This is a genomic window from Pararhizobium sp., from assembly GCF_965279435.1.
Taxonomy (GTDB): Bacteria; Pseudomonadota; Alphaproteobacteria; order Rhizobiales; family Rhizobiaceae; genus Pararhizobium.
The window spans coordinates 139,779-153,698 of record NZ_CBDIHY010000001.1 but is presented as its reverse complement, the minus strand read 5'-3'; the positions used below and the strand labels follow the sequence as shown (position 1 = coordinate 153,698).

Genomic DNA, 13,920 nt, shown 5'->3' with positions numbered 1-13,920 from the left:
TGAATGGCTCCCGGCCAGACGCGGTTTCGAATCAGATCGGATCGAATCATCGCATACTGATAAATCATGAGGCCAGATTCGGGAATCCCCATTCCTGATGGGGCACAATTCGGAGTTGCCAGTTTGTCGGCCGATTGTGGCTCAGATCTGAAGCAAGAGGATGATTCTAGTTCAGAAAAACCCGCACGCTTGCGGCACGCCCGGCCGCGTCGATGACCGTCAGCGTCGAGTAACCGGCACCGTCCGGTACCCACTGGTTGACCCGGCGCCGCGATGTTTCAGGCAACGGCTTGCCGTTGGCAAGCCATCGGAAAGGTGCCCTACCCCCCTGCAGCTTCAGAACAAGCGGCATGGCCATGCCATCGGTATCGACGCCCAGTTCGACGCGGGCACCTTCCGGTGGATAAACAATCTGCGGCGCCGCCTCGCGGACAGTCGCGGAAACGAGGCCGTTGGCGGTCAGCGAAAAACGGCGCTGGCTGATTGGCAATTCTGCCTGGGCAATACGCACGGCGCCAGCCGGAGCGCGGGGCAGTGGCGTCATGGCAACGCCCGATTTGGCAAAGCCCTCGAACAGGATCGGGGCTGCCGTTCCATAGCCGGTCAGGCCAGGGACTGCGCCATTGTCCGGCCGGCCGACCCAGACTCCGAGGACGTAGCGGCCGTCAAAGCCGACAGACCAAGCATCGCGGTAGCCATAGCTGGTCCCGGTCTTGTAGGCGATGCCGCGCTGGACAGCACCCGCAGGCGGCAGAACGCCGGACAGAATGTCGGCGATTTGCCACGTGGCGACAGGATCGAGAAGCGGTTCGTTTTCGATGATGCCGGGCAGATCGCGGATGCCGTCGCCGAGCCGCACCGGTTTGCCGCGATTGGCAAGGGCGGCGTAGAGCTGCACCAGGTCCTTCAGGTTGACACCCAGCCCGCCGAGACCGATCGCAAGGCCCGGTGCCTCGTTCGGCGGCAAGATCGGCCGGACTTCGGCGCGCCGGAAGCGCACCATCAGCCGCGTCGGGCCGACGGAATCGAGCAGCCGCACAGCTGGAACATTGAGAGAGAGCTGCAGCGCCTGGCGGATGCTGACATCACCCTGATAGGTCATGTCGAAGTTGCGCGGCCGGTAGCCAAAGAAATCCGCCGGGCGGTCTTCTATGATGGTTTCCTGCGAAACCAGCCCTTCCTCGAAGGCGAGGCCATAGATGAACGGTTTCAGTGTCGAGCCGGGCGAACGGGAGATGCGCGTCATGTCGATCCAGCCGGAGCGGCTGGCGTCGAAATAATCGGCGGAACCGAGTTCCCCGACGATCTCGCCGGTGCGCGCATCGGCCATGACCATGGCGATCGAAACCTTTGGGCCAAGGCGTGCAGCCGCTTCCTTGGCGACCGTTTCCAGTCCTTTCTGGATGTTCCGCCGCAGTGTCGTCTGATGCTGGATGACCTTCGGCTCCTTGCGCCGCGCTGCCTCGGCGACATGGGCGGCAAAGGCCGGCAGTTGCAGGCGCCGAGCCGGTACTGAAACCAGGCCGGCGCGTTCGGCCTCCCCTTCCCCGATGACGGCGGAAACCGCCATTCGTTCCAGAACCCTTTGCCGCGCCGTCTCTGCCGCCTTCAAATGGCGATCGGGGCGCCGCTTCTCCGGCAGCTGCGGCAGCGCGACCAACAGCGCTGCTTCGGAGACGGTGAGACGGCGTGGTTCCTTGCCGAAATAGGCAAGGCTTGCGGCGCGAATGCCTTCGAGATTGCCCCCATAGGGCGCATGGGTGAGGTAGAGATCGAGGATTTCGGCCTTGCTCAGGCGACGTTCGATCTGCACGGCGCGGGCAAGCTGTCGAAATTTTGCTGCAAAGGAACGCCCTTCGCGGGGTTCGATGAGGCGCGCCACCTGCATCGACAGCGTCGAGGCGCCCGAGACGATCCGCCCATGGGTGGCGAACTGCCACGCAGCGCGCGTCAGGGCGAAGGGGTCGACGCCCTTGTGCTCCCAGAAGCGTTGGTCCTCATAAGCGATGAGCATGCGGACGAACTGCGGATCGACGTCTTTTGCGGTCGTCTGCAGCCGCCAGCGGCCTTCCGGTGTCGCAAAGGCGCGCAACAGCTGACCTTCGGCATCAAGCACCTCGGCCGATACCGTGCGGGCGCCCTCCAACGGCGGCGGAAAGGCGCGGTCCGCTACTTCCAGGCCAAACATGATGGCGACGCACACAAGTGCGGAGCCCACCAGTGCGGCGCAGGTTTTCGCCCAGAGAGACATTATTCGACCGCCTGAACCTCCATGCGCCCCATCGCGGAGCGCGCGGAGAATTGCGGCCGGTACATGTCCTCGATGCTGGCTGCTGGGTGATCGTAGGTGCCCGGCGTAACGGCGCGAACGACATAGGCGACCGTGATGGTGCGGTTGTCACCGGCCGTGCGATCAAAGGCGGCGACGAAGCGATCGCTGCGGAACTCCGTATGGGCAGCCTCGACTTCGCCGATCCACTCGAAGTTCGACAGCTTGGCGCTATCGACCAGCGTTGGATTGTCGATCTCGAAGCCCGCTGGCAAGAGGTCGGTGATCAGCACGCGCGACGGCCAGGTGTTGCTTTCCGTGGCGTTGATGACGACGACATAACGTTCGTTCTGCTTGGCCTGCGTGACATTGGCCGCCTCGCCGTCGAGCGTGTAGTAGGTGCGTTCGATGGTAAAGCCGTTGCCGCCGGCAGGTAGCGGGAATGCCGGTGCAGCAACTGTCGTCACGACGGCGGCAACCGGTTCGCTCGACCGGTTGGTGATCGTCACGGGCTGGTCGAGGACCTCGTCGCCGGTGAGGCGTGCCGCATAGGCGCCAGTGCGCGGCGTGCCGTTGATATCGAGGCTGAGGTCACTGTCGCCTCCTTGGATGGCGCGGGCTGCCATCAGCGTCCACATCTGCTCCTGCGTACTCGTATAGGATTTTTGTTCCCATTCGCGGGCGACAATCTTGGCGAGCTGCGGGATGATCGTCGGTACGGGCCGGGCTTCGGCAGCCAATGTCAGCACAGCGGCATCATCACGCAGGGCCGAGCCGTAATCGGAGCGATCAAGGCTGGCATTGCTTGCCGTTACCGACATCTGCAGCGCATCTTCGAAAATGCTCTGCGAACGCTGCGCATCGCCATAAAGGGCGAGAGCGGCGGCCAGATGCCCCTTCGACAGCGGCGTCGGGAATTCCGAGAGCTTGGTGTCGGCGTAATACCGCAGATCGCTGATCGCGGCCTTGCGGTTGCGGGCGAGCACATAGAGAGAGTAGGCGATTTCGTTGCCCTGGCTCTTCATGTCGACGTCGTAGCTCATTGCATTCTGCAGGTTGTCGAGCGCCTGAACCATCGCCTGGTCCGGCACCTGGTACTTTTGTTCGCGGGCGCGCGTCAGGAAGTCGGTGACATAGGCGTCGAGCCAGAGATCGCCCGAGCCGGGGCTCCAGAGACCGAAGCTGCCGGTCGAGGATTGATAGGACAGCACCCGGTAGATGGCTTCCTGCACGCGCTTCTGCACGTCGCCATCCTCCGGCAGACCGGATTGTTTGGCGAGTTCGCTGAGATAAAGCAGAGGCAGCGCCCGGCTGGTCGTCTGCTCGGCGCAGCCATAGGGGTAGCGGTCAAGCGATGTCAGCAATGCAGGGATGTCGAAGGCAGCGGAGCGGGTGACGCTGATGCTGACAGCCGATCCTTGCAGCATGCTTTCGGCCAACAGGTCACCATCGACCTTCAAGCTGGCATTCGGCTCTATGGTCAGCGGATGCCGTGTCGTCAACGGCAGGGCGGCTGGCCGCACCGGAACGGAGACCGACTGTTGCAGCGACAGGCCATCGGCGCTGGTCAGCTCGATCGAGATCGCACCGTCGCCCGGATGAACCCCGGAGAGCGGCAATGTCAGGTCGAACTTTCCACCCGGCTTGACGCTGAACGTCTGCTGGGCTTGTGCCGCGTCGATGACCACCGAGGAACTGCTTGTCACCTTGAGGTTCATGTCGCCGGCCGGGCCATCGGTATTGGCGATGTCGAGCCGCAGCTCCGCCTTGTCTCCCGGCGCGAGGAATTGCGGCAGGCTTGCCGTCACCACGACCGGATCGCGGATGACGACATCAGTCGAAGCGTGGCCGACGCCGGTCTTCGACCAGGCGACAGCCATGACACGCGCGGTGCCGTTGAACTGCGGGATATCAAAGCTGATGATTGCCTTGCCATTTGCATCGAGCTGGACCGGGCCGGAGAAGAAGGCCACCAGCTTCTCGGTCGGCGGTTTGCCCTGCAGCGCCATCTGTCCGCCGTCACCACCGGTGCGCAGACGCCCGGTTGCACCGAGCGATCCGTCGATCAGCCGTCCATAGAGGTCGCGGATTTCGAGGCCGAGCTGGCGCTGGCCGAAATACCAGCCATCCGGATTGGGCGCTTCATAGCGCGTCAGGTTGAGAATGCCGACATCCACGGCAGCAACCGTGACGTAGGCCTCGTCGCCCACCCCTGCCCCTGTCACTTCCACCGGAATGTTCAGCGTCTGGCGTGGCAGCGTCTTTTCCGGCAGATCGAGTTTGACCGACAGCTTGCGATCAGCAGGATCGACGGCGAGCCACTTGATGCCGATGGAACGCATCGGCATGCGGCTTTCCTGCGCGTCGCCCGGACGATAGAGCGTTGCGGTGACATAGGCACCAGCGCCGAAGTCGGCAGTGATCGGAATATCGACCTCGCCGCCGCCGGCGGGAATGGTCGCGGTTTTGGTGGTGATCAGCTTTTCAGAACCAATCGTGACCAGAACTTCACCGGCAAAGCGCGGCGAGACGCGTAGCTTGGCGGTGTCGCCGATCGCATAGTTCTGCTTGTCGAGCGCGACTTCCAGCCCATCCGGTGTTTCCGTCGAGCTTGCGGTGACATACCAGCCGGAATCGAACTCAACGCTCGATGTCGGGCCATCGATATCGGCCGTCTCGACTTCGAGCCGGTAGCGGCCCCATCCGGCCGAGATGGAAATCTCGCCGCCATCCGTGGTGACGTCCAGCTTGCCGGTCGAAACCTGCTTGGTCGAGGTGACCGGTTCATATTTCCAGGCGGTGCCGTCGCGGTACCACTGATAGTCCTGCTCGACCCGCAGCAGCTTCCAGCTTAGACCTGTCTTTGCCTGCTTGGCGCCGCTCTGTTCGATGGCGATGACGTGGAATTTTCCGACGGCGTTTTCCGCGAGATCGCCGGAGAATTCCGGCTTGATGCCGATCATCGCGCCCGCCGGTTTGACCGGCAGTGTAAGGGAGCGCTCGACGGCACGGCCGCCGGCCTCCTGAACGCGAACGGTGATACTGGCGTTGAGCAATTGCGTCGTGGAGGGAACGTCCGTCAGCGTGACGTCGAAGGTTGCCTTGCCGTCCTCATCGAGCGGCTCCAGTCCTTCCAGTGTCGTGCGACTGTCTTCCGTGGCTTCCTCATCGGCGAGGCCAAAGAAGTAGCCCTTGAAGTCGAGGCTTTCGCGGGTCGGCTTCAGGCCGACTTCGCCTTCGAGTTCCAGCCCCGCTGCCGGCGCGCCATAAAGGAAGCGGCCGTCGATGGTGATTGGTGCCGGTGTATCGATCTCAAGCTGCTTGACCGTGCTTGCCATGTCGAACTCGACCCGATCGGGCACGAAGTCATCGACCTGGAACTGCTTCTCGCTGATCGCGGTGCCCTTGGCGTCGGTAAAGATCTGCACGGTCCAGGTGCCGCGCATCGCATTCGGCTGCAGCGGGAGATCGAGCGCATAACCGCCTGCCAGTCCGCCATCGCTGACAACGCGGCGATCTTCGACACCATCGGGGCGCATGAAGATGAAGGTCAGGGGCAGTTTTTCGATGGCTACCGAGGCGCTGTCGCGGGCGAGTGCTGAGACATGCACGGTCTCGCCGGCGCGGTAGATGCCGCGTTCCGTCCAGGTCAGCACATCGATAGCGCCGGGGGCTGCACGTCCGGTGACGCCGCGATCAGAGAGGTCGAAACCGGCACGGGTGAGATCAAGGAAGACGAAATCGTCCGCACCGCTCTTTGCCGTGATGACCGCTGGCGTCATGGCGGCGGTGCCGCGCAGCAGGCCGGCGTCGAAGGTCGCGCGGCCATCAGCGTCGGTGGTGGCGGTGCCGAGGATTTCATTGTTCTTGGCAAGCAGGGTCAGTTCAATCCCGGAGAGTTGCTTTGCCGATGCCAGCGACCGGGCAAAGACGGAGAGCCCATCGGTGCCGGAATAGGTGGAGAGGCCGATATCCGAAATGACGAACCATTGTGTCGCCTGGCTGTCCCATTCGTTGGAGGCGCCCGTCGCTGAAACGGCTGTCAGCACATAGACGCCCGGCTTGCGTTGCGGCAGCGCTTCATCGACCGGGAAGCTGGTGACGACTTCCTTGTTGAGGTCGGTCGCGATGTCGATCGCCCCCTGCCACACCATTTCGCCGTTCTCATCCTGAATGCGCTGGGCGCTGTAGCCGTCAAGCTGTGTCAGGAATTGCGAGGCTGTCAGCAGCGAGGCGATATTGCGGTCACCGATGCGGTAAAGTTTCAGATTGGCGCTGGCGGTGTTGACCGAAACGATCGGAATGCCACGACGGGCTGTTCCCGGCAAAACGAAACTATCGCCGGTAAAGCGGATCATCGCCGCGCGGTCAGGGATATAGACGTCGAGATTGACGTTGGCTTCCAGCGGTTCATCGACGGAAGACGGAAGTCCGGAGCGCAGGGCGATCTTGTATCGCTGGCCGTGGCTGAGGCCCTCGACGCAGATTTCGCTGCCCTTGGCTTCGACAGCCTTGGGTGTGGCACCATCCAGAAGAACGAACGGCGTGTAATCGACCCCGGCCTTGACCAGCGGTTCGGAAAACTGGACGCAGACCCGCGGCGTGGCGCTATCAGAGTCAATCTTGTGTTCGGTGACGCGAAAGCCCTGGCGGGTGCGCAGGTCGGTATAGTCGGTGCGAACGGATTTGGCTTCGACCAGTTCGAGGCTGGCCTTGTAGGCGCTGAGCGCACTCCGGAAATTCTCGGCGTTCTTTAGCGCGGTGGCGAGAACCGCCAGTGCTTCTGCCCGTGCCTGCGTGGTGCGCGACAGTTGATAGGCGTTGAGCGCTGCAAGCGATGCCTGCGTGGCAAAATCGGAGTTGCCGAAAACGCGGTTTGCCGCACGTGCGGCTTCGATCCACAATGCGCCGTCATCGGGCGTAATGGACAGAGCACCCTGAAAAGCCTTCAGCGCCGGGCCAACATTGCCGGCTGCCAGTTCGCGATAGGCGGCAGCCTTGCGGCCATTCAGGCCGAGCGCATCCTGGTCTGCCAGCACCGAGAGATTTTCCTTGGTGGCGCGGGCATCTGTGAGGAGCTGCTCTGTCACGAACGGCAATGCTGGCGGCGCACCGATATCCGGTTCGGCGGCTGAAGCATCGACGACCTTACCGGCGACAGCGCCAGCGAACGTGTTCAACGTGTTATAGTCGGATTTGAGGAAGCACCATTTCACCTTGGGATTATAGGTGAAGGCGCGGCAGGAGGAGTCTGCGACGCAAACCTTCTCGCAATCGGCAAGGGAGACGTTCTGTTCTGTCCGCAGGTCAAAGCCGAAATAATCGCCATCCTGCGTGGTGACGATATGCCTGCCGGTTTCCGCCGCCTGGACTGCGGGTGAAAACGCAAGGGCACTGAGAATGATCGCTGAAAACCGGATAAACGCGCGCATAGACAAAAGTCCTCCCCAACGCTGCCGTTTTGACCGGTTTACTCTTTAGGCTCGCCTTGAGCTTGTCAACCGGAAGTGGACAGCGGCTGTCCCGTAGCCACTGCCCTGGTTAACGGTTGAACGTTACGATTTAATCGCGGCGTCACGAATAAAAACGCCGGTCCAGGCTTTATCCCCGTCAGGACTGCGACACCTTGAGCTTCGGACGGTGATCGCCGGCAATCGTTTCGCCGAACGGACCGGTATTGGCGCTCGCCTTGTGGGTCTTGACCGGATGGTTGAGCGGCAGATTGGGCAGGACGAGTTCGCCGAACCGGTATGCTTCTTCCAAATGCGGGTATCCCGAGAAGATGAAGGTATCGATGCCGATCTGGCGGTATTCATCGATGCGGGCCTTGACCTGGTCGGGGTCGCCGACCAGCGCGGTCCCTGCCCCGCCGCGCACGAGACCGACACCGGCCCACAGGTTGGGACTGATCTCCAGTTTGTCCTTGCTACCGCCATGAAGCTTGCTCATCCGGCTCTGACCGACGGAATCCATCCGCTGGAAAACCTTCTGGGCTGCGGCAATCGTGTCTTCATCAACATATTTGATCAGTTCGTCGGCAGCAGTCCATGCTTCCTTGGCCGTCTCGCGGACGATGACGTGAAGACGGATACCGAAGGTGACCTCGCGACCTTCGGCTTCCGCCAGCGCCCGCACTTCAGCGACCTTCTTCTCGACATCCTCGGGCGGTTCGCCCCAAGTCAGGTATTTGTCGATCGTGCGGGCCGCAACCTGCTGGCCGACGCCAGAAGAGCCGCCGAAATAGAGTGGCGGATGTGGTTCCTGCACCGGCTTGAACAGGAGTTTGGCGTCTTCGATGTCGAAATGCTTGGTCTTGGTGGTGACGTCTTCACCGCGCAGCACGGCCTTGTAGATGTTGATGAACTCTTCGGTGACCTCGTAGCGTTCCTCATGCGAATAGTGGATGCCGTCGCCCTTGTTCTCGATCGGGTCGCCGCCGGTGACAACATTGATCAGCAGGCGGCCGTTGGAAATCCGGTCGAGCGTCGCGGTCATGCGGGCGGCCAGCGTCGGGCTGAGCAGGCCTGGGCGTACGGCGACGAGATAGCGCAGTCTCTCGGTCAAAGGTGCGAGCGCAGACGCAACAATCCAGCTGTCCTCGCAGCTGCGGCCGGTCGGGATCAGCACGCCGAAATAGCCGAGGGTATCGGCAGCCTGAGCGACCTGCTTCAGATAGTTGAGATCGACATTGCGGCCGCCGATCGAAGTGCCGAGATAACGGCTGTCGCCATGGGTCGGCAGAAACCAGAGAACGTCGATCTTTTCCGGAACGGTGCTCATATGCGATTGTCTCCAGCGGATACGAAATAGGTCATCGCCTAGTTTTTCCGGGATCGGCCGTGATCGCAAAATTATAATATCTATAAATTTTCTCGTGTATGGAAAATCCGTTCGCGTTTGCAGCCTTCTTGAGGCGTTACGCCCGGGGGCGAACAGCGCGTCGGTTAACTGCAGGAAATGGTAAGGCCCAAGCCGGGAAATACCGCGCGTGGTGTCGGCTTGCCGGCGAGCAACTGCCCGATGTCAGCTCGCCTGCAATTGCGGCAGCGATCGGGCGCCGATCAGGGTTGCCGCCGCATAGGTCTGCGTGACGATTTCCGGAACAAGATCGATATCCGGTAGCGAACCGAGACCAAGCGGACCCACAGCGAAGAGGCCGGCCGGCCGGCCCTTCGGCGTCAGCAGTTCACCGGATGGGTTGACGGCGAGGCCGAGGTCGAGTTCGTCTGTCGCTGCAAGGCCTGCCTCGAGAAGCTCGACCACAACAGGATCCTTGAGGTCTGGCGACAGGCAGCGGCAGTCGATCACCTCGTCGGCGGCAAAATGGCTTTCCGCTGACTGGCCGGCCCAGCGGACCAGAAGGCCATCCGAAGTGCGTTTGAGGGTGGTTCCGCGCTTCAACTCGGTGAGGCCGCTGGCGAATTCGCGTTCCAGTCTTGCATGCACATCGGCCGGAAGCCGATTGCGATGGCTGTCATAGATGGCGCGCAGGTGCCGGTTGAACTGCCGTTTCTCACTGGGTGGCAGGGATGCCCAAAGGGTGCGGGCGCGTTTGCGCAGGCCGTTCATTGCGGCCTGCCAGCTCCAGCCGTTTTCTTCCGCCTCCGCGCAGGCGTCGCGCACGAAACGGACGATATTGCGCAGCTGCGATGGCATCGGCTGCGTTGGGAAGACCGCGTCGGCCGGCATTCTTGTATGCGGCTGTGGCAGGAAACCGCGGCGCGACAGGATGGTGATGTGGCCGGTAAAGCCGCCGCCGCGCAATTGCAAAACCTGATCGACGGCGCGCAGGCCGTTGCCCATGACGATCACATGCCGGCGCGCCTCAGGACGTTCAAGCAGAAGCGCATCCATATCCTGCTCGGTTGTCTCCAGCGGCGGCTTCAAACCGTAGCCGGTCGCCAGCACAACCGTATTATAGATCCTCTCGCCGCCATCGGCGATGCTGAGCGTAAACTGGCCGTTGTCGTTGCGGCGGATATGGGTGATGCCCTCATTGGACATCTGCACAGTCACATCAGTGCGCTGCGCCAGCGCTTCGGAGAAACGCTGATAGACATAGTCGCTGAACGTCGCCTTCGGCACAAAGATTTGACCAAATCCGGGGATTGCAGCCGTAACAGCTTCGCGAAATGGCGCATTCGCCTGCAGCCAGCGGGTAAAGTCCTTCGGCTCGCCGGTCGATACGGAGAGGTCGCGGGCGCGGCTGTTGAGGATTTCGGTGGAGTGCGCTGTGGCCAGTGCTTGGCCGCCGCTGATGATCGGGCGAGGATCGAACATGCGCAGCCGGAAAGGCTGGTTGACCGACTTCAACAGGGCGATTGCCATCATCAGGCCAGAAAAGCCCCGGCCGACAATGGCGATCTGCAACGGCTGATCGCTCTGCGGACTGAAGGGCGACGAAAGACCACGAACCGTCATATCATTTCCTCCCCGCATCATGCGGCTGGATGTTGAACCTTGGCACCCCTACTCAAACGCCAGTTCATCAATATGCGGCATGTAATTTGCCATTTTAAACACGGAGAACCCATCCTATCAAGCCGTTTTCACGGCCTGTTAAAACGCGATATGTTTCCGTTACTTATCCAGTGCGCGGTTGAAAATGCCACTTCCGGTAGAGCCGGAAGTGGCTTGGAAACCCGAAACGTCAAGGGTCAGCGCGGCTCGACCGCAACTTTTCAAACCGGCGCAGGAAAACGCCGATGTCGGTGCCGCTGCGTTGCAGCTGTCTCTTGCGGATGACGACGCACATCACCCTGGCCGCCGTGGAAAACGTCATATTGTCCAGCGAGTTGTTGCTGTTCCCGGGCTTGGTCAGCCGCTCGGTAATGGCGCTGACCATGTTATTCGGCAGGATATCGGTGCAATCGCGCATATGATCGAACACCTGCCCGATCGGCACTGGCATGCCGAGGTGGAAAACCAGCGGAACGTCTGTTTCATCCCCCCAATCGTCGTAGGCTTCCAGTGCATCGCGAAACAGCAGATGCAGTGTGATCGGGGCATGGCCTTCATGCAGTTCGGGTAGACGGTTGTTCATCTGCACATCCTCATCGTTGTGAACGGTGGTTGGTGCCGACAGAAATCGACCTGACGCAAAAATGCACGGGAAGGCGAATTGTTCCCTCGTTTTCAAAATAAAATTGAGATGATTTTAAATGGCCCTCTCGGGGGCCTCTGCATCAATGCAGCCCGCCGACGCCAAGCAGCCGGTTTACAGTCTCATGGTCAGAGGCCAGTGCTTGCGGCGTGCCGCTCCAGGCCACCCTGCCCCGTTCAAGCACAATGACCTGATCGGCGAAATCAAGTGCGCTCTGGATGCGCTGCTCGACAAGCACGATGGTCATGTTGCCAGTGCTGGCCAGTTCGGAAAATGCCTTCATCAATTCTTCGCAAATAACCGGCGCCAGCCCCTCGAGCGGTTCATCAAGCAACAGCACCGTGGGGCGGCCGAGAATGGTTCGTGCCGTCGACAGCATCTGCTGCTCACCACCGGATAGCTGCGAGCCAAGATTTCCCTTGCGCTCGAAAAGACGAGGAAACATCGCATAAGCATCCTGCAGATCGCTCTTTGGCCTGTCCTTGAGGCCGACAAAAAGGTTCTCCTCCACCGTCAGCGTCGGAAAGATACACCGTGTCTGCGGCACGTATCCAAGCCCGGTGCGGGCGCGCAAGGCACTGGATATTCCGGTGACGTCGGTTGCGCCGATACGGATGTGCCCGTCATAGCGTTTTGTCTGCCCGGCCAGTGTGGCAAGCAGCGTCGTCTTGCCCATGCCGTTGCGCCCAAGCACTGCCAGGCGCTGTCCGGCGGGAACCGAGAAGGAGACGTTTTCCAGGACCCGTGTCGGACCATAGCCGGCCGACAGGTTTTCGACGTCAAGCGGCGTGGCTGGCATTGGCATAGCTCCCGAGATAAGCTTCGCGCACGGCGGCGTCCTTGGTGACGTCGGCGGGTGAGCCGTCGAAGATGATAGTGCCGGCGGCCAGCACGATGACCCGCTTGGCAAAACGGAAGACCAGATCCATGTCATGCTCGATCATCAAAACGGCAAGGTCGGCCGGCAGATCGGCCAGGGCCTGTTCGATACGGCCGGTATCGCTCTGCGGCACGCCGGCGGCCGGCTCATCGAGCAACAGCACTTTCGGCTTGAGGGCCAGCGCCATGGCGATTTCGAGCAGGCGCTGCTGTCCGTAGGCGATCTTGCTCACCTTGCGGTGCTTCAGATCGGCCAGACCGAGCTTGGCCAGAAGCGCGCTCGCCTCGTCCATGACACCGGGCATGGATAGGAAATTGCCGAACATCTTTCCGGCGCGTCCGTCCCGCTGCAGGATGGCCAGGGCCACATGTTCGGCCGGTGTCATCTCCTGAAACAGCCGCGTCACCTGAAAAGAGCGGACCAGCCCGCGCCGGACGCGGCCGATGGCATCGATTTTCGTGACGGTTTCACCGTTGAGACGAACCTCGCCGGAATCCGGCCGCAGATTGCCGGTGACGAGATTGACGAAGGTGGTTTTCCCTGCGCCGTTCGGGCCGATCAGCGCCACCCGGTCGCCAGGCGCCATCGACAGGGAGACGTCGTTGGTGACCGTCAGACCGCTGAAGGCTTTTTTTAGATTGAGAACATCGAAGACCGCGCTCATGTGCGTTTCTCCAGGCGGCGGGCGATGAACCCGGCGGCAGTGCCGTAAAGCCCTTTGGGCGCAAACAGGACGACCGCGATCAGGAGGACGCCCACCATGGTCAACCAGTGGAAGGGATTGGCGGCCGAGACATAATCTTCAAACAGCATGAACACGACCGTACCCATCAGCGCCCCGAACAACGAGCCGGTGCCGCCGAGAACCAGCATGACTAGGGCTTCAGCCGATTGCGTGAAGGACAGGCTGTCGAGGCCGACGACCTGTGTCGAGATCGCATTCAGGGCACCGCCGACGCCGGCGACAGCGCCGGAAATGACATACATCTTGATCAGCGTGACTTTCGGGGAAGCGCCCATGGCCATGATGCGCAGTGGATCCTCCTTGATGCCACGGCAGAGCATACCGAAAGGCGAGCGCACGAGGACACGCAACAGCACAAAGACGGAAAGCAGCAGAAAAACGCCGAAGATATATGCCGTCTGCCCCCAGAGGTCGAACTCATAAGTGCCGAACAGCGGGTCGGGTGAAATTCCCGACAAGCCGTCACTGCCGCCTGTCCAGGACGAAGCCTTGTTGGCGAATTCGTGGAAGAGGTAGATCAGTGAAATCGACAGGACCAGCTGCGGCAATCCGTGTGCCCGCAGGATGATGACACCGCAGACCAGACCCGCAATGGCTCCGCCCAAGATACCGGCAAGCGTCATCAGAAAGGGGTTGGTGATACCGTAATGCGCCGCCGCAATCCCTGCGGCATAGGCACCGGAGCCAAACAAGGCAGCATGGCCAAGAGTCGCAACGCCGCAATATCCGGTGACCAGATCAAGCGACAGAACGAGAAGCGCAATGGCGATGATCCGGGTCAAAAGCGCCAGATTGTCGGGAAACAGGAGATAGCCGACCGCTGCGAAAGCGATGATGGCGCCGATGCCGAGCAGATCGCGGCCGGTGCTGCGGTTCGGGGCGCGCGTCTTGGTGACGGTTTCGTGGTTCATGATCATTGTCAT

At 61.4% G+C, this 13,920-nt stretch carries 8 protein-coding genes; all 8 read right to left on the bottom strand.

Translation table 11 applies throughout. The annotated features are described in order from the left end of the window. Positions 1–166 precede the first annotated feature (166 nt). Complete coding sequence (pbpC, locus tag ACQY8Q_RS00690) at positions 167–2,188, bottom strand: penicillin-binding protein 1C (protein ID WP_428423979.1); 2,022 nt, start codon at positions 2,186–2,188, stop codon at positions 167–169. A 62-nt stretch (positions 2,189–2,250) separates the two neighbouring features. Beyond that, the gene (locus ACQY8Q_RS00685; protein ID WP_428423632.1) at positions 2,251–7,701 is read right to left on the bottom strand and encodes an MG2 domain-containing protein; all 5,451 of its coding nucleotides are present in this window, start codon (positions 7,699–7,701) and stop codon (positions 2,251–2,253) included. A gap of 178 nt (positions 7,702–7,879) precedes the next feature. After that, a complete protein-coding gene (gene ssuD, locus ACQY8Q_RS00680; protein ID WP_428423630.1) occupies positions 7,880–9,049 on the bottom strand; it encodes an FMNH2-dependent alkanesulfonate monooxygenase in 1,170 nt (389 codons plus the stop codon). 243 nt (positions 9,050–9,292) lie between these two features. Then, positions 9,293–10,690, bottom strand: a complete 1,398-nt coding sequence (locus ACQY8Q_RS00675; RefSeq protein WP_428423628.1) for an FAD/NAD(P)-binding protein — start codon at positions 10,688–10,690, stop codon at positions 9,293–9,295. 229 nt (positions 10,691–10,919) lie between these two features. Next, entirely contained in the window at positions 10,920–11,312 is a 393-nt protein-coding gene (locus tag ACQY8Q_RS00670) for a hypothetical protein (protein ID WP_428423626.1), read from the bottom strand. A gap of 142 nt (positions 11,313–11,454) precedes the next feature. Further along, entirely contained in the window at positions 11,455–12,171 is a 717-nt protein-coding gene (locus ACQY8Q_RS00665) for an ABC transporter ATP-binding protein (protein WP_428423624.1), read from the bottom strand. Then, complete coding sequence (locus tag ACQY8Q_RS00660; protein WP_428423622.1) at positions 12,152–12,916, bottom strand: ABC transporter ATP-binding protein; 765 nt, start codon at positions 12,914–12,916, stop codon at positions 12,152–12,154. The genes ACQY8Q_RS00665 and ACQY8Q_RS00660 overlap by 20 nt, the downstream gene beginning before the upstream one ends. After that, entirely contained in the window at positions 12,913–13,920 is a 1,008-nt protein-coding gene (locus ACQY8Q_RS00655; RefSeq protein WP_428423620.1) for a branched-chain amino acid ABC transporter permease, read from the bottom strand. The genes ACQY8Q_RS00660 and ACQY8Q_RS00655 overlap by 4 nt, the downstream gene beginning before the upstream one ends.